Genomic DNA, 14,774 nt, shown 5'->3' with positions numbered 1-14,774 from the left:
GCCGGCCTCCCGACACCAGCCGAAAGGCCAGGTCCTCCAGGGTTCCGGCTGCCTTCCCCTTCCCCGACCAGGAGGTCAGTCCGCCCCTTGCCCTACGAAATCCACCAGGGCGACGCCCTCACCCGGCTCGCCGCGATCCCTTCGAACTCCATCGACGCCGTCATCACCGATCCGCCCTACAATTCGGGCGGACGCACCGCCCAGGAGCGGACCGGGCGAACGGCCCGCGCGAAGTACACCTCGGCCGATGCCGCCCACTCCCTCGCCGATTTCCCCGGCGAGAACAAGGACCAGAGGAGTTACACCTACTGGCTTTCCCAGCTCCTGGCCGAGTCCTACCGTGCGACCAAGAACGGCGGCGTCGCCCTCGTTTTCACCGATTGGCGCCAGCTGGCCGCTACGAGCGACGCGCTGCAGGCCGGCGGCTGGATCTGGCGTGGCGCACTCGCCTGGTACAAGCCCGCCGCCCGACCGCAAAAGGGCCGTTTCACGCAGCATTGTGAATTCGTGCTGTGGGGCAGCAAGGGCCCCATCGACGGCGACGCCCACCCGGTTTACCTGCCCGGCCTGTACACCGCCTCCCAGCCGCGGGCGGGCCGCGTCCACATCACCCAGAAGCCCGTCAGCGTGATGCGGGAGCTGGTCAAGATCTGCCGCCCGGGCGGCACGGTGCTCGACGTCTGCGCGGGCAGCGGCAGCACTGGGGTCGCCGCCCTGCTGGAAGGCCGGAACTTCGTCGGCGTCGAGGTCACCCCGCACTACGCCGGCATCGCCGAGCAGCGCCTCGCGGAGACCGAGCGGCAGATCGCCGAGGGCACGACCGACCCCGAGGCCGCGGACGAGGAGCAGGCCGAAGCCTGATCACCGACAGCCGGGCCGCCCCCACCGGGGCGGCCCGGCCCCGCCCGAGCCCGAAGGAGACTCCCTGAGCCCCGCCCCCGACCTCGAAGTGGTGGTCACACCAGGCCACTTGGCCGGACCGGGCGACGCCGAGGCTGCCCTCGCCCCGGTCCTCGAAACATCCCCCACCCGGGGCCGCTACAGCCCGGGGCAGGACACCACCGTCGCCCCGCATGAGTCCCTCCTCGCCGCGATCGAACTCGACCACGACACCACCACCGGGCCCCGCTGGACCGTCGCCGCGTACGCCTCGCCCGTCGGCGAACGGACCTGGAGTGCCACCTTCTGCACCCGCACACCGGTCGAGGTCGTGACCGCGGTATCCGAGCGCCTGGCCCACGCCCTGACCGCGACCTCCGAAGCGGTGCGCGGCGAACTGCTGTGGGGGCGCCGATCGCTGGACAACGACATCGCGGCCGACCTGGAAGCCGCCGACGAGACGTGGCAGCGGGAGACCGCCCCCGTCCCCGGCGTCTACAGCTACACCCGCCCCGACGACACCGCCGGCATCGCCGTCAACCACAACATCGGCGACATCCGCGGGCTCGGTCCGACCGTCACCGTCTGGGGCGGCCCCCGCGGATACCCCAGCGAACGCTGGCACGCCGCCTTCACCGGCCACACCCCCAACGCCCTCATCAGCGCCGCGCTCGACGAGGTGGTCAACCCTCTGCCGGCGCTCCGCCAGCGCCTCCGCCCCGCCCCCGGACGCCGACCACGACGAGCTGGGCCTCTCGGCTGGCGTCGATCAGTGCCGGGCGGATCGGGGAATGTACGAGGCGCCGTGGGGCGTGCGGGCCGCGCCAACCGGGACGCGGCTGCGCGGAGCCGCGCCCCGACGGGTGTCAACGGGCGAGGGCGTTGGGCCCGTACGTCGTCTGCGGGTTCGCTTCACCCTCGTCAAGCCTGCGGATGGGGGCGCACCGTGCGGACCTGTCAGTCCGCGAAGAGGTGCGGGGCTTCCTGCCGGACTGGGGCCGATGGGTTCTCCTCGGTGTCCTGGTGCCGGTAGTGGTGGACCCGGGCGTCGGGGCCGGGGAAGAACTCCGACACGCGGCCCGTGTCCGACCAGCGCACGTCGTACGGCGGGCTGCCGTCCGTGTGGTGCAGCGCCACGACCTCACCGTCGCGACGCGCGACACCGGGGCGAGTGCCTTCGACGATGATCCGGTCTCCGACTGAGGCCTTCATCTCACAATCCCTTCCTCCCGGGGCTCTTGTCCCGGAGCGGTGGCCCAGTACGATCGCTCAGCGGACGAGGACACGTTCCCCGGAGCGGGGGACGACGGCCGTCCAGCCGAGTTCGCGGTCGATCCGGTCGCGCAGGGACTGCGCGCCGTCCGGCTCGCCGTGGACCAGGTAGGTGGCGCTGGGCGGTGGGGCGTGGCGCAGCCAGTCGATGATCTCGGCGGCGTCGGCGTGGGCCGAAAAGGCGGGCACGTTGACCACCTCGGCCCGTACGGGGATGTAGCTGCCGTACATCTTCAGCACGCGGGCGCCGTCGACGAGGTCGCGGGCGCGGGTGCCTTCGGCGGCGAAGCCGACGACGATGACGGTGTTGCGCGGGTCGGGCAGTAGTCGCCGCAGGTGGTGGACGACGCGGCCGCCGGTGGCCATGCCGGAGGCCGAGACCAGGATGGACGGGACGCTGGAGTGCTCCAGGGCCAGGGACTCCTGGAGGGAGTGGATCAGCTGGAACGGTTCGGGGTCGAGGGCCGAGGTGCCTTCGTCGAGGATTTCGGGGCGCAGTTGGCCGGAGTGGCGGGCGAAGGCCTCGTGGTAGATCTGCAGGGCGGCCAGGGCCATCGGGCTGTCGACGTAGACGGGCGCGCCGGCGGGTAGCCGTCCGGCCCGGCGCAGCTCGGCGAGCTGGTGCAGGACGACCTCGGTGCGGTCGACGGCGAAGGACGGGATGACAACGGTGCCGCCGCGGGCGAGGGTGCGGTTGATCGCGGCCGCGAACCATTCGCGGGCGGCGGTCTCCTCGTGGTGGCGGTTGCCGTAGGTGGACTCCATCAGCAGGACGTCCGCGCCGCTGAACGGTTCAGGCGGGCGCAGTAGCGGGTGGACGGGGCGGCCGAGGTCGCCGCTGGCGGCGAGGGTGTGGCCGTCCTCCATGGTCAGGTGGGCCCAGGCGGAGCCGAGGATGTGGCCGCCGTGGTGCAGCCGGAGCACCATGCCGCCGGTGATCTCGACGTCGGAGTCCAGCCGGACGGGGTCGAACATCCGCAGGGTCTTCTCGACGTCGTCCTCGTCGTAGAGCGGTTGGGCGGGGCGGTGCTTGGACCAGCCGTGCTCGTTGGCGTGGTCGGCGTCCTCGCGGAGCAGGTGGGCGCTGTCGCGCAGGATCAGTTCGGCGAGGCGGGCGGTGTCGGGAGTGGTCAGTACCGGCCCGCGGAAGCCGTCCCGGACGAGTTTGGGCAGGTAGCCGCAGTGGTCCAGGTGGGCGTGGGTGAGGACCACCGCGTCGATGTCGGCCGGGTCGAGCGGGAGTGGGCGGCGGTTGAGCCGGCGCAGTTCGGCGAGGCCCTGGAACATGCCGCAGTCGACCATGACCCGGGCGCGGTCGGTCTCGACCAGGAACTTGCTGCCGGTGACGGTGCCGACACCGCCGAGGAAAGTCAGCAGGCCCGGGCGGGGCTGCGGATGAGGCGAGGTGGCGTCCGTCGTCATGGCGACCTCCGAAGGGAATGGTCACTTCCCATCATGGCGAGTGGCGGCTCGGCCGTCGCGGGCTGCATCGGCCCTGGCGGCAGGACCGAACGGCCCTGTGCGGTCCCGCTCCGGCAGGCGGACAGTGGAAGTACGGAGACCGGACGTGGAGGAGTGAGGATCATGCAGCATCGCAGCGTCCACGACGTGATGACCCAGGAGGTCGTCACTGCGAGACCCGACACGCCCTTCAAGGAGATCGCGGCGCTGTTCCACCGCAACGACATCACCGCCATCCCGGTCGTCGACGACCAGGAGCGCCCGATCGGCATGGTCTCCGAGGCCGACCTGCTCCGCAAGGAGGCCGTCCTGCCCGACCCGGAGGGCCGCACCCCGGGCCGCTGGCTGGACGCCGCCGACCGAGCTCGTGCCGAGGCCGAGACCGCCGGCGGGCTCATGACCAGTCCGGCCGTCACCGCCCGCGCCTCCTGGTCCGTTCCGGAGGCCGCCCGGGCCATGGACAGGCACAAGGTCAAGCGGCTCCCCGTGGTCGACGAGGTCGGCAGGCTGGTCGGCATCGTCAGCCGCCGCGACCTGCTGCAGGTCTTCCTGCGCCACGACGCCGCCATCCGCGAGGAGATCGTCCACGACGTGCTCGGCCAGACGTTGTGGCTGGCACCGGGTGACGTCCAGGTCGTCGTGCACGACGGCGTGGTCACCCTGACCGGACGGCTGCCGCGCCGCAGTCTCGTTCCGATCGCCGAGCAGCTGTGCCGTGCCGTGGACGGTGTGGTCGCGGTGCACCAGACCCTCGACTGGAGCGAGGACGACACCGATGTCCACCTCGAACACCCGCGCGCCTACCACGCCGACCGCTGAGTTCGACCTGAACGAGCAGGTCCTGGGCGCGCGGTGCGCGGCTCTGGCCCGACGGCACGGGACCGCGCCCTGGTCCACCTGACCGCCTCCGCCACCTGATCCGCGTCGGAAGCCTCGGCGGCCCGGTTTCGTGGGCGTGCGCTCCGCGAGCGCAGTCGGGTCACCGAAGGCCCCGATGCACCCCCTTTGGAGCACATGATGGCGAGTCAGTGGAACACCGTCGGCGAGGTGATGACCCACGCGGTGGTCGCGGTCGGCCGCGACGCGACATTCCGCGAGATCCTGGAGACCCTTCAGCAGTGGAAAGTCAGCGCCGTCCCGGTGCTGGCCGGCGACGGCAGGGTTGTAGGCGTGGTGTCCGAGGCGGACCTGCTGGCGGCCGAGGACCGCGAGAAGGGCAACACCGAGGGGCTGACCGCCGCCGGCCTGATGTCGGCGCCCGTCGTCTCCGTCCATGCCGCCAGTCCGACCGCCGAGGCCGCCCGGGCCATGGCTCGCGGTAACTTCAAGCGGCTACCGGTGGTCGACGCCGAGGACTGCCTGATCGGCATCGTCAGCCGCAGCGACCTGCTGAAGATCCACCTGCGTACTGACGAGGACCTCGCCGACCAGGTGAGGTTCGAACTCCTCGCCGTGCTGAAGCCCGAACAGGCTTCGGCCGTCGACGTCCGAGCGAAGGAGGGACGGATCACGCTGAGCGGGACGCTGCCCGACGCTTCGGCACTGCCGGTGCTGGAGCGGTTGGTGCGTGCCGTCCCCGGCGTGGTGGACGCCGAGGTCAGGCTCGTCGCGTCCGACTGACAGGTCACCGGCGTCGCCCCTGCGGACGTGGTCTGCCCGCTCAGGGGCCGGGAACCGTTCGTTGCCGTGCCTCGATCGATCGGCGGGCCTCGTCGGTCAACGACCGCAGCCGTTCGGAGACGGCGGGCGCCGAGGCATGCGGGTCGACGATGCGGCGGGCGGCGTCCGGGAGTTCAGCGAGGTCGGCCTCGAACCTGGCGCGGGCTTCGGTGAGTGACCGGGCGGGGCCGGTGCGGCGGCCGTCCGTCATCACGGTCTCCAGCAGTGGCCGGGTACCGGCCGGGGCGGGCTCGTCGGCCAGCGCGATGGTGTCGGCGAATCCGGGCGCGCGATGGACCTGCTTCGCCCCGGGTGCGGTGACCTTGCCGGTGGAGAGCTTCATCATCGGCCGGCCGTCGTAGGCGACCAGTTTGTAGGCCGCGTCCAGGTAGGGGGCATCCGCCGCGACCCCGACCAGGGTGCCGACGGCGAACCGATCGATCGGCGCACCGGTGCGCACCAGCTCGTCCACCGCGTACTCGTCCAGGCCGCCGCTCGCGGTGATCTCCACCTCTGGCAGACCGGCCTCGTCGAGGATCCGGCGGGCCGAGACGGCGAGCGCGCCGAGATCTCCGCTGTCGAGGCGCACCGCGCAGCCCTCGTGCAGCCCGAGCTCGTGCAGTACCCGGGCGGCCACCGCCACGCCGGCCTCGGTGGCGTAGGTGTCCACCAGGAAGGTCACCGGGCCGGGGTGGGCGCGGGCGAAGGCCCGGAACGCCGCGGCCTCGTCGTCGAACGCCTCGATGTACGAGTGCGCCATCGTGCCCACGGCCCGCAGGCCGTACCGGCGCGCGGCGGCCACGTTGCTGGTCCCGGCGAAGCCGACCAGCGCGCCGAGGCGAGCCGCTTGCTCGGCCGCCGCTACGCCGTGGGTGCGGCGCAGCGAAAAGTCCACCAGCGGCCGACCGGCCGCAGCGAGGACGCACCGTGCGGCCTTGGATGCCACCGCCGTCTGGTGGCACACCTGGTTGAGCAGGAACGACTCCACCAGCTGCGCCTCGGGCAGTGGCGCGGTCACTTCCAGGAGGGGCTCGCCGGCGAGCACGATCCGTCCCTCGGGTACGGCCCGCACCCCGCCGGTGAAGCGCAGTCCGAGCAGTGGCTCAAGGTCCCGGTACGGCCGTCCGAGGGCAGCGGCGAAGGCAGCGACGTCCTCCTCGTCCACCCGCAGTCCGGAGAGGAAGTCCAGCACCGGCTCCAAGCCCGCCGCCACCAGGAAGCCGCGGCCGGGCGGGAGCCTCCGCACGAAGAGGTCGAACGTCGCCGGGGCGGTCATCCGCTCCCACAGGTACGAGTGTGCCATCGTCACCTCGTACAGATCGGTGACCTGGGCCGTCGACATCGCCTCAGCCTCCGGATGCCAGGGACGTGGGCTGCGGCGTGATCGCGCCAACGGGTCCGAGCCTGGTACGGGCGATTCGGCCGTCATCGTGACCGCGGCGATCGTCTGTGTGCTCCGATCTCATGAAGCGGACGTCTCCGGGCCGGCGCTTCCCTGCCCGCAGTCGGCCGTGGATGATGGGAGTCCTGTTTCGGGTACGAGGTGAAGGTCGGTGGACCATGAGTGACCACGTCCATGTGCGCCTGCGCCAGGGGATTGCGTTGAACGACGACGGTGACCTGGTGGAGCAGTTCGCCTGCCGCTGCGGTGAGGAGTGGACGAGGACGCACCCGGTCGAGGGCGGTCGGCCGGACCGGTGATCCACCGCGCTGCCCGGCTCACGGGAGTCCGGTGGCGCCCGTCAGATTGCGGAGCCACGGACCACCACGACCGGGCACGGGGCGTGCTGCACGCAGTACTGCCCGACGGAGCCCAACAGGGCACCTTCGAAGCCGCCGAGCCCGCGGTGCCCGACGACCAGCAGGGACGCTCGCTCCTTGGCAGCGGCCAGCAGGACCCAGGCAGGGGTGCCCTCCCCGACCCTGAGCCGGATGTCCACCGGCGGCTGGGAACCCACCGTCTTCTCGACGTTCTCGGCCAGGACCTTCCGCGCCAGGTTCTCCAGCTGTGCTTCCTCGCCGACCTGTACCGCGCTGCCCCACCCGGAGAACGGCGGCTCCCAGGCCATGACCGCCTCCACCACGGTGTGCGTGAGTCCAGCCTGCTGCACGGCCCAGCGCAGAGCTCGTTTGGACTGCTCCGAGCCGTCCACCCCGACGACGATCTTTCCCTCGAGGGCCGGTTCCTGAGCCATGGCTTCGTCCTTCCGATCAGGCCGACGACGAACTCCGAAGGCAGTCGCTCGACAGGTGCGTACGGCGCCCGGTTGTTCGGACCGGGCACGCCCGGCCTGTGACGGCGTCGCCGAGCAACGCCCGCTCTCCTGCAGGATCGGCCCCCTGCGGCGGATTCGCACGCGGACCGGGCGGGCCCGCCCGGACGTCTGAGCCAGGTGGACCGATGGGCCCTGCCCGTCGTGGTCGCCGCGGAGCACGATGGGGCGTGGAGGGTCGAATGCACCAGATGATCGCACCGATGCGTTTTGCCACCCGGCATCCGACGGGTCGGGCCCGGCCCGGGCCGCCGCGCGAGCCGCCGAAGCCCGCACCCGCCCCTCCGCCGCCCTGGCGCCGTTGGCTGCTGCCCGCGGCGGTCGCGATCATGCTGCTGCTCATCCTGCTGTCCCGCAGCCCGTCGGGGACCGGCACCAGCTACAGCTACAGCGACTTCGCCGGAAAGCTGGGTGCGGGTCAGGTCCAGACGGTCGAGATCACCGACAAGGGAGCGATCACCGGCTCCCTCAAGGACGGAACCAAGTTCACCACCCAGATCCCGACCGCCCTGGACAGCAGTGCACTCACCGCCCAGCTGCAGTCCCAGCACGTGGAGATCACCGCCAAGCAGAGCAGCAACGGCAGCTCGTTCCTGTCAACTCTGCTGATCTTCCTGCCGCTGATCCTCATCGGCGGGCTGTTCCTCTGGTCCGGCCGGATGGCGAGCCGGGCCATGACCGGCGGACTGAGCGCGATCGGCCGCTCCCGCGCGAAGATCATCGAGGCGGAGCGCCCGGACACCCGGTTCGCCGACGTTGCCGGCTACGAGGGTGTGAAGCAGGAGGTCAGCGAGGTCGTCGACTTCCTGCGCAGCCCCGAGCGGTATGCGGCCGCGGGGGCCAAGGGCCCGCGCGGTGTGATCATGGTCGGCCCGCCGGGCACCGGCAAGACGCTCCTCGCCCGCGCGGTCGCCGGCGAGGCCCAGGTGCCGTTCCTGTCGGTGACCGGCTCGGCGTTCGTCGAGATGTTCGTCGGCGTCGGCGCCTCCCGGGTCCGCGATCTGTTCGACGAGGCGCGCAAGCGGGCACCCTCGATCATCTTCATCGACGAGATCGACGCCGTCGGCGGCCGCCGCGGCGGCGGCACGAGGCTCGGCGGGAACGACGAGCGCGAGCAGACCCTCAACCAGCTGCTCGCCGAGATGGACGGCTTCGACCAGTCCACCGGCATCGTCGTTCTCGCCGCCACCAACCGGCCTGACGCGCTGGACCCGGCGCTTCTGCGGCCCGGCCGGTTCGACCGCCAGGTCACCGTGCCACTGCCCAACCAGGCCGAGCGCTCCGCGATCCTCTCCGTCCATGTGCAGGGCAAGACCCTGGCTTCCGATGTGGACCTGGACCGCATCGCCCGCGCCACCCCCGGCTTCTCCGGCGCCGACCTCGCCAACCTCGTGAACGAGGCCGCCATCAACGCGGTGCGCGCAGAGCGCGCCACCATCACCGCTCACGATCTGGACACCGCCCGCGACCGGGTGCTGCTCGGGCGCAGGGAGTCCTCCAACGCCCTCCTGCCGGAAGAACGCCGCTCGGTCGCCGTGCACGAGTCCGGGCACGCCCTCATGGCCGCCCTGTGCGAGCACGCCGACCCCGTCGCCAAGGTCACCATCCTGCCCGCAGGCATGACCCTCGGCGCGACCGAGCAACTGCCCGAGGCGGAGCGGCACCTGTACAGCGAGAGCTACCTGATGGACCTGCTGACCGTCCAGCTCGGCGGCCGGGCGGCCGAACTGGTCGTCTTCCGCGAGGGATCCACGGGTGCCGCCAACGACCTGGCCAACGCCACCCAGGTCGCCACCCGCATGGTCCGCGAGTTCGGCCTGTCCACCGAACTCGGCCCGGTCGGATACGCCACCACCGCCCCCCAACACCTCGGCCCCACGCCGGAGGACCTGCTCCGCAGGCCCTACTCCGAATCCACCCAGCGCACCGTCGACGAGGAAGTCGCCCGCCTGCTCAGGCAGGCAGAAGCCCGGGCAGTGGACCTGCTGCGCAGCCACCGCCGGCAACTGGACGAGCTCGCCGCGCTGCTCGTGGAACACGAGACGGTGGACGGCACGGTCGTGCTCGGCATCCTGCACCGGCATCAGGAGCCGCCCGACCTCGGCCGATCGCAGGAAAGCGGGAAATAGCGTGTGGGGCGGCCGGGAGCGTGCGGAACGGCCGAGCTGAGGCCCCACGACGAGCACGCCGAGTGGGGCGCTACTGCGGTCGGACGATCACGACCGGGCAGGGTGCGTGCAGTGCGCACTGCTGGCTGACCGAGCCCAGCAGTGCCCTGGCGAAGGTGCCGCGGCCGCGGCTGCCGACGACCAGAGCTTCGGCTCCCTGCGCGGCGTCGAGCAGCGCCTCGGCCGGGTTTGCGCGGACCACGTGCGGCCTGACCTCCACGGGCCGGTCCTCGCCCAGCACCTTGTCCAGCTCCTCCGCGAGCCGGCGGTGCGCCACGTCGACGTCGAGGTCGGGTGGCACGGCCGGTGCCGACCATCCGTACAGGGCCGGGAACTCCCACCCCGTGACGGCGTCCACCACCCCGCCGACCAGCTTCGCGTGCTTCACCGCCCACCGGAGCGCGGCGTGCGACGACGGCGAGCCGTCGAGCCCCACCACGATGCGGGGAGGCGATTCGCTGCTGCCCATGGCCCGGCACCTCCTTGCGACGTCCCTCCCTCTTCCACGCTGCGCGACGATCGGGAATCCGCCAACTCGGGGGCCCGGGACGATCGAGGACCCGTCGGTCCTGTTCATGAGTCCGCGCGGCCTGGTCACCGGGCACTGCGGTGCCGGTTCTGTGCCGCCGCCCAGCGCCGCCGTACCGCGTCCTCGTGCTCGGCCTGCTCCAGGGCCTGGTCCGAGGCCGTCAGCTCGGCGCTCAGGCGCGGGATCCAGTGCCGGCGCAGGGCACGGAGCCGCCGACCGGTCCGCTCCGTCTCCGCGGCCATGAGCCCGGCCGCCGTCCGGGCGGCGGCGAGGGCGGCCGCTGCCCGGACGGCCTCGCGGTAGGTCGCCTCGGCCCGGAGCAGGGCGGTGTTGGCGGGCGCAGGCTCGTGGTCGGCCCGCACGGCGTCGGTGCAGGAGGGCGCGGAAGGGTGGCGTACCCCCATGGAGACGGTCCACTCGACGGCGATGTCGGCGCGGCCCGCCACCGCTGCCGTGGTCAGGGCCCGCTCACCGCTCAGCAGCAGCCCGCGCAGCAGCCAGGTCTCGGCTTCGCCCAACCGCTCGCGCCAGGTCCGCTCGGCGTCGTGCTCCTGCTCGACCAGTTTCCGGTGGTGGTCGCGGAGAATCCGCAGTTTGCGTTCCAGCAGGTCGGCGCCGCGTACCGCGATATCCAGGCTGTGCCGCAGGCGCAGCCGGGAGACCCGTCCGGGCGGCGTGCGGCGCCGGGCGGTCACCGCGCACCGCGTGCGTCGAGGAGTTCGGACGGCAGCATGGTCAGTTGACTGCGCGGCAGAGAGAGCAGGACCTCCCAGGCCTGGTTCAGTGCCTCGTCCAGCGGCCGGTTCTCGTCGGGCCGCTGGGCGAGGAATCGGTGCGGATAGGCCTCGTCGAGTTCCAGGTAGCGCAGGTCGGCGGGGCTGAGCGCCGAGCGGCCGATCAGGTCGGCGAGTTCGTGGACCTGACGGGCCCGGGCGAGCGCGGCGAGCAGCTGGGCGGCGACGTCGAGGTGGTCCTCGCGGGTGCGGCCGGGCCCGGCGCCGCGCCGCATCAGCCGGGAGAGCGAGGAGAGCGCGTCCAGGGGCGGATAGACACCGCGCGCGTGCACCTCGTGGCTCAGGACCATCTGTCCTTCGGTGATGTAGCCGGTGAGGTCGGGCACGGGGTGGGTGATGTCTCCGGCGGGCATGGTGAGCACCGGGAGGACGGTGACCGATCCCGGCCGTCCCTTGATCCGGCCGCAGCGCTCGTACAACGAGGCGAGGTCGCTGTACAGGTAGCCGGGGTAGGCCCGCCGGGCGGGGACCTCACCGCGTGCGGCCGACACCTCGCGCAGGGCCTCCGCGTACGCGGTCATGTCGGTCATCACCACCAGTACGTGCCGTCCGCCCTCGAACGCGAGGTGCTCCGCCACGGTGAGGGCGATGCGAGGCGTGAGCAGCCGCTCGATCACCGGGTCGGCGGCGGTGTTGAGCAGCAGGACCAGCTCGCCCTCCTGGGAGCGTTCCGCGAGGGCGTCTCGGACGAAGGCGGCGTCGGCGTGGGTGAGGCCCATGCCGGCGAAGACCACGCTGAACGCCTCGCCGCCGCTGGTGGACTGGGCCGCGATCTGTACGGCGAGTTCGAGGTGCGGCAGGCCCGCCACCGAGAAGACGGGCAGCTTCTGCCCGCGCACCAGGGTGGTGAGTACGTCGATGGCGCCGACCCCGGTCAGCACCGGCTCGGCGGGCGGCTCACGCCGCACCGGGTTCACCGGGGTGCCGCCGACCGCTGCGGTGGCGCGGCCGAACACCGGCGGCCCGCCGTCGACGGGCTCGCCCCGCCCGTTGCAGATCCGCCCCAGCCAGCCCGGTCCGACCGGGATGCGCAGCGGACTCCCCGTGAAGGCGACCCGGGTGGCGGCCGGGTCCACGCCTGAGGTGTCCTCCAGCACCTGCACCACGGCGAGGTCCCGGTCCACCTCCAGCACCAGGCCGTGCCGCTGCTCACCCGATTCGAGGGTGACCCGGACGAACTCGTCCCAGCCGACCCCGGCGACCCGGCCCACCACCAGCAGCGGTCCGCGCAACTCGCGGACATCGGTGTACTCGATCTCGTCCCGGGAGGTCATAGCGATCCCAGTGTGTCGAGCACCGCGTCCCGGCGGGCGAGGACGCCGGCAGCGTTCGTGGGGCCGACCTCCTCGCGGGCCCGCAGCAGCGGAGTGAAGTCGGCCTCTTCCACGGCGTCCACCGGTGTGCCGGCATCAAGCACGTCCCGGCAGCGGGCGACGACCGCGAGAACGGCCTCCGCCAGCGCCGCGGTCTTCTGTGGCGTGCAGTACGCGTCCCGGGCCGACAGCGCGCTCTGCTGGAGCAGCGCCTCGCGGACCAGCCGTCCGGCGAGCACGCTGATCCGCTCCCGGCCGGGCAGCGCGGTGATGCCGACCAGCTCGACGAGGTCGGCCAGCCGGTCCGCCTCGGCGAGCAGTTCGGCGATCCGCGTGCGGCGCTCGGCCCAGGACGGGTCGCCGCCCCGGGAGTGGGCGGCGGCCAGTCGGGCGGCGTCGCGGGAGAACGAGCCCGCCCAGGAGACCGCCGGGTAGTGGCGGGCGTACGCGAGGTCGCGGTCGAGCGTCCACAGGCAGCGTACGAAGCGCTCGGTGTGTGCGGTGACGGGTTCCGTCAGGTCACCGCCGGGTGGTGAGACGGCGCCGAGGACGGTCACCGAGCCGAGCGCGCCGCCGAGTGTGCGCACGGCCCCGGCGCGCTCGTAGAAGGCGGCCAGCTCGGAGGCGAGCCCGGCGGGGTAGCCCTCCTCGGCGGGCAGTTCTCCCATCCGGGACGCGAACTCCCGCAGCGCCTCGGCCCAGCGCGAGGTGGAGTCGGCGATCACCACGACGTCCAGGCCCATGTCCCGGAAGTACTCGGCGACGGTCGCGCCGGTGTGGACGCTCGCCTCGCGGGCCATCATCGGCATGTTGGAGGTGTTGGCCACCACGACCGTGCGTTCGGAGAGCCGCCCGCCGGTCCGCGGATCGTCGAGACGGCCCAGCTCGGCGATCACCTCGGCCATCTCGTTGCCCCGCTCGCCGCAGCCGACGTAGACGATGACGTCGGCGTCGCACCACTTGGCGATCTGCTGCAGCAGCACGGTCTTCCCGGTCCCGAATCCGCCGGGGACGGCGACCGTACTGCCCCGGGCCACCGGGAAGAGCAGGTCGATGGCGCGCTGGCCGGTGTGCAGCGGCTGGTCGGCGTCCACCCGCTCCCGCACCGGGCGGGGCCGGCGGATCGGCCACTCGGTGGCCATCCGGACCTCGGCGCCGCCGACCACCGCGAGGACATCCTCCGCCCGGTACCGCCCCTCGGGCGCGATCCGGGTCACCGGCCCCCGGGCGCCAGGTGGCGTCAGGACGCGGAAGGAGACCGATCCGCCGGTGATCTCCCCCAGCACCGATCCCTCTGCCGACGTACTGTCCTCCGCCGTTGGGACGAAGTGCCACGTTCTGTCTTCATCGGTGCCGACTCCCTTGCCGGGCGCCAGCCAGTCGTGGACGGCCGTCAGCGGCCGCAGCAGGCCGTCGAAGACGCTGCCGAGCAGCCACGGCCCCAGGGCGGCGCGCAGCGGCCTGCCCTGTGGGCGAACCGGCTGCCCGGGTGCCAGGCCGCCGGTGTACTCGTACGCCTGCACGGTCGCCGTGGCGCTGGTGATGGCCACCACCTCCCCGGGCAGCCCCGCCCGGCCGAGCAGCACCACGTCGTGCATCGCGAGGCCGCCGTCGTGCCCGATCTCGACCAGCGGCCCGGCGACTCGGAGCACGGTCGGCGGGCCGGCGTCAGCCACCGGACTCACCGGGTCCCGGGCACCAGAGCGTCTCCGCCTCCGCGCCGAGCCGGTCGAGGGCGCGCTGCACGAGCGTCGGCAGACCGAAGTCGATCAGTCGGCCGGGAACCGTGGCGAGCAGTCCGCCCTCAGGGTGGGCGGTGATCCGTGCCTCGGCGCCGAGGCAGCCGCGGGCCCGCTCAATCAGGCCTGCCGCGACAGCGGAATCGGCCTCGTACAGTTCGCGGACGCGTTCGGTCGCGCGGTGGCGCAGCTCGGCGTATGCCTCGCCCTGGGCGGTCAGCTCCGTTGTACGGGCGGCGCGGCGGGCGCGGGCGACTTCACCCGCGGCGGCGGCCCGTCCGTCCGCCTCCCCGTGCCGCCGGGCGCGGTCGAGGACTGCCTCAGCCTCGGCCCGGGCACCGGCGACGATCTCCTCGGCTTTCCGGCGTGCCTCGACGCGAAGAGCTTCGGCCTCGGCCCGGGCGGCGCGCAGCAACTCGGCCCGGACGGGTTCCAGAGCGTCCGCCTGCGGGGGCGCCACCTCTCCCGTCACGGCATCACCGCCGTGAGCGGCCGGGTGGCGGCCAGCCGTTCCGGGCCGAGCGCCCGCGCTGCTGCCGGGGTGACGATCACCAAAGCCGTGCCCTCGGGCAGGTCCGCCCACGCGTCCAGCACCTCCTGCGGACGCTCGGCTACGAGTACGGTGACCCCGGCCAGAGCGAACCCGGCCACCCTGGTCCGCTCGCCGATGGCGGCGACGGCACCCAC

General features: G+C 72.7%; 16 protein-coding genes. 6 read left to right on the top strand and 10 right to left on the bottom strand.

The window, feature by feature from the left end; all coding sequences use genetic code 11:
• Positions 1-87: 87 nt before the first annotated feature.
• Positions 88-861, top strand: a complete 774-nt coding sequence (locus ACFVHB_RS10250; RefSeq protein WP_380318123.1) for a DNA-methyltransferase — start codon at positions 88-90, stop codon at positions 859-861.
• Between the two features lie 88 nt (positions 862-949).
• Positions 950-1,912 carry a DUF317 domain-containing protein gene (locus ACFVHB_RS10245; protein WP_380318120.1) on the top strand — a complete coding sequence of 321 codons (963 nt, stop codon included), beginning with the start codon at positions 950-952 and terminating at the stop codon, positions 1,910-1,912.
• Here the strand turns inward: ACFVHB_RS10245 and ACFVHB_RS10240 are convergent.
• Both ACFVHB_RS10240 and ACFVHB_RS10235 read right to left on the bottom strand, forming a co-directional pair.
• A complete protein-coding gene (locus ACFVHB_RS10240) occupies positions 1,837-2,091 on the bottom strand; it encodes a DUF1918 domain-containing protein (RefSeq protein WP_380318118.1) in 255 nt (84 codons plus the stop codon). The two genes, ACFVHB_RS10245 and ACFVHB_RS10240, sit on opposite strands and share 76 nt — an antisense overlap.
• 57 nt (positions 2,092-2,148) lie before the next feature.
• Entirely contained in the window at positions 2,149-3,573 is a 1,425-nt protein-coding gene (locus ACFVHB_RS10235) for an MBL fold metallo-hydrolase RNA specificity domain-containing protein (protein ID WP_380318115.1), read from the bottom strand.
• A gap of 162 nt (positions 3,574-3,735) precedes the next feature.
• Between ACFVHB_RS10235 and ACFVHB_RS10230 the strand changes: the two genes are divergently transcribed.
• Both ACFVHB_RS10230 and ACFVHB_RS10225 read left to right on the top strand, forming a co-directional pair.
• Positions 3,736-4,431: a CBS domain-containing protein gene (locus tag ACFVHB_RS10230; RefSeq protein WP_380318113.1), complete on the top strand. Its 696-nt coding sequence runs from the start codon at positions 3,736-3,738 to the stop codon at positions 4,429-4,431.
• 195 nt (positions 4,432-4,626) lie between these two features.
• Entirely contained in the window at positions 4,627-5,232 is a 606-nt protein-coding gene (locus tag ACFVHB_RS10225) for a CBS domain-containing protein (RefSeq protein ID WP_380318110.1), read from the top strand.
• Positions 5,233-5,272: 40 nt separating this feature from the next.
• Here the strand turns inward: ACFVHB_RS10225 and ACFVHB_RS10220 are convergent, their stop codons facing one another.
• The gene (locus ACFVHB_RS10220; protein ID WP_380318107.1) at positions 5,273-6,613 is read right to left on the bottom strand and encodes a nicotinate phosphoribosyltransferase; all 1,341 of its coding nucleotides are present in this window, start codon (positions 6,611-6,613) and stop codon (positions 5,273-5,275) included.
• A gap of 218 nt (positions 6,614-6,831) precedes the next feature.
• Between ACFVHB_RS10220 and ACFVHB_RS10215 the strand changes: the two genes are divergently transcribed.
• Complete coding sequence (locus ACFVHB_RS10215) at positions 6,832-6,972, top strand: hypothetical protein (RefSeq protein ID WP_380318104.1); 141 nt, start codon at positions 6,832-6,834, stop codon at positions 6,970-6,972.
• Between the two features lie 41 nt (positions 6,973-7,013).
• Here ACFVHB_RS10215 and ACFVHB_RS10210 read toward each other — a convergent pair whose 3' ends face one another.
• Positions 7,014-7,466, bottom strand: coding sequence for a universal stress protein (locus ACFVHB_RS10210; RefSeq protein ID WP_380318102.1), 453 nt, complete (start codon positions 7,464-7,466; stop codon positions 7,014-7,016).
• Positions 7,467-7,747: 281 nt separating this feature from the next.
• Here ACFVHB_RS10210 and ftsH point away from each other — a divergent pair, with 281 nt between their 5' ends.
• Complete coding sequence (ftsH, locus tag ACFVHB_RS10205) at positions 7,748-9,673, top strand: ATP-dependent zinc metalloprotease FtsH (protein ID WP_380318099.1); 1,926 nt, start codon at positions 7,748-7,750, stop codon at positions 9,671-9,673.
• Between the two features lie 70 nt (positions 9,674-9,743).
• Here the strand turns inward: ftsH and ACFVHB_RS10200 are convergent, their stop codons facing one another.
• From ACFVHB_RS10200 to ACFVHB_RS10175, 6 genes are all read right to left on the bottom strand, one after another.
• The gene (locus ACFVHB_RS10200) at positions 9,744-10,181 is read right to left on the bottom strand and encodes a universal stress protein (RefSeq protein WP_380318096.1); all 438 of its coding nucleotides are present in this window, start codon (positions 10,179-10,181) and stop codon (positions 9,744-9,746) included.
• Between the two features lie 125 nt (positions 10,182-10,306).
• Positions 10,307-10,936, bottom strand: coding sequence for a V-type ATP synthase subunit D (locus ACFVHB_RS10195; RefSeq protein WP_380318093.1), 630 nt, complete (start codon positions 10,934-10,936; stop codon positions 10,307-10,309).
• Entirely contained in the window at positions 10,933-12,309 is a 1,377-nt protein-coding gene (locus ACFVHB_RS10190; protein WP_380318090.1) for a V-type ATP synthase subunit B, read from the bottom strand. The genes ACFVHB_RS10195 and ACFVHB_RS10190 overlap by 4 nt, the downstream gene beginning before the upstream one ends.
• On the bottom strand, positions 12,306-14,024 hold the full coding sequence (locus ACFVHB_RS10185) for a V-type ATP synthase subunit A (RefSeq protein ID WP_380318087.1): 1,719 nt from the start codon (positions 14,022-14,024) through the stop codon (positions 12,306-12,308). The genes ACFVHB_RS10190 and ACFVHB_RS10185 overlap by 4 nt, the downstream gene beginning before the upstream one ends.
• Positions 14,017-14,559, bottom strand: a complete 543-nt coding sequence (locus ACFVHB_RS10180; protein ID WP_380318084.1) for a hypothetical protein — start codon at positions 14,557-14,559, stop codon at positions 14,017-14,019. The genes ACFVHB_RS10185 and ACFVHB_RS10180 overlap by 8 nt, the downstream gene beginning before the upstream one ends.
• On the bottom strand, positions 14,556-14,774 hold the full coding sequence (locus tag ACFVHB_RS10175; RefSeq protein ID WP_380318081.1) for a V-type ATP synthase subunit F: 219 nt from the start codon (positions 14,772-14,774) through the stop codon (positions 14,556-14,558). Before ACFVHB_RS10175 ends, ACFVHB_RS10180 begins: the two co-directional genes overlap by 4 nt.

The sequence above is a fragment of the Kitasatospora sp. NPDC127111 genome, from assembly GCF_042677465.1.
In the GTDB taxonomy this organism is placed as follows: Bacteria; Actinomycetota; Actinomycetes; order Streptomycetales; family Streptomycetaceae; genus Kitasatospora.
This window is presented reverse-complemented; position numbering and strand designations above follow the sequence as displayed.

Bases quoted from the DNA above. Each gene is read 5' to 3' on its own strand.
- ACFVHB_RS10240 (WP_380318118.1), bottom strand. From the start codon at position 2,091: ATGAAGGCCTCAGTCGGAGACCGGATCATCGTCGAAGGCACTCGCCCC.
- ACFVHB_RS10235 (WP_380318115.1), bottom strand. From the start codon at position 3,573: ATGACGACGGACGCCACCTCGCCTCATCCGCAGCCCCGCCCGGGCCTG.
- ACFVHB_RS10230 (WP_380318113.1), top strand. From the start codon at position 3,736: ATGCAGCATCGCAGCGTCCACGACGTGATGACCCAGGAGGTCGTCACT.
- ACFVHB_RS10225 (WP_380318110.1), top strand. From the start codon at position 4,627: ATGATGGCGAGTCAGTGGAACACCGTCGGCGAGGTGATGACCCACGCG.
- ACFVHB_RS10220 (WP_380318107.1), bottom strand. From the start codon at position 6,613: ATGTCGACGGCCCAGGTCACCGATCTGTACGAGGTGACGATGGCACAC.
- ACFVHB_RS10215 (WP_380318104.1), top strand. From the start codon at position 6,832: ATGAGTGACCACGTCCATGTGCGCCTGCGCCAGGGGATTGCGTTGAAC.
- ACFVHB_RS10210 (WP_380318102.1), bottom strand. From the start codon at position 7,466: ATGGCTCAGGAACCGGCCCTCGAGGGAAAGATCGTCGTCGGGGTGGAC.
- ftsH (WP_380318099.1), top strand. From the start codon at position 7,748: ATGCGTTTTGCCACCCGGCATCCGACGGGTCGGGCCCGGCCCGGGCCG.
- ACFVHB_RS10200 (WP_380318096.1), bottom strand. From the start codon at position 10,181: ATGGGCAGCAGCGAATCGCCTCCCCGCATCGTGGTGGGGCTCGACGGC.
- ACFVHB_RS10190 (WP_380318090.1), bottom strand. From the start codon at position 12,309: ATGACCTCCCGGGACGAGATCGAGTACACCGATGTCCGCGAGTTGCGC.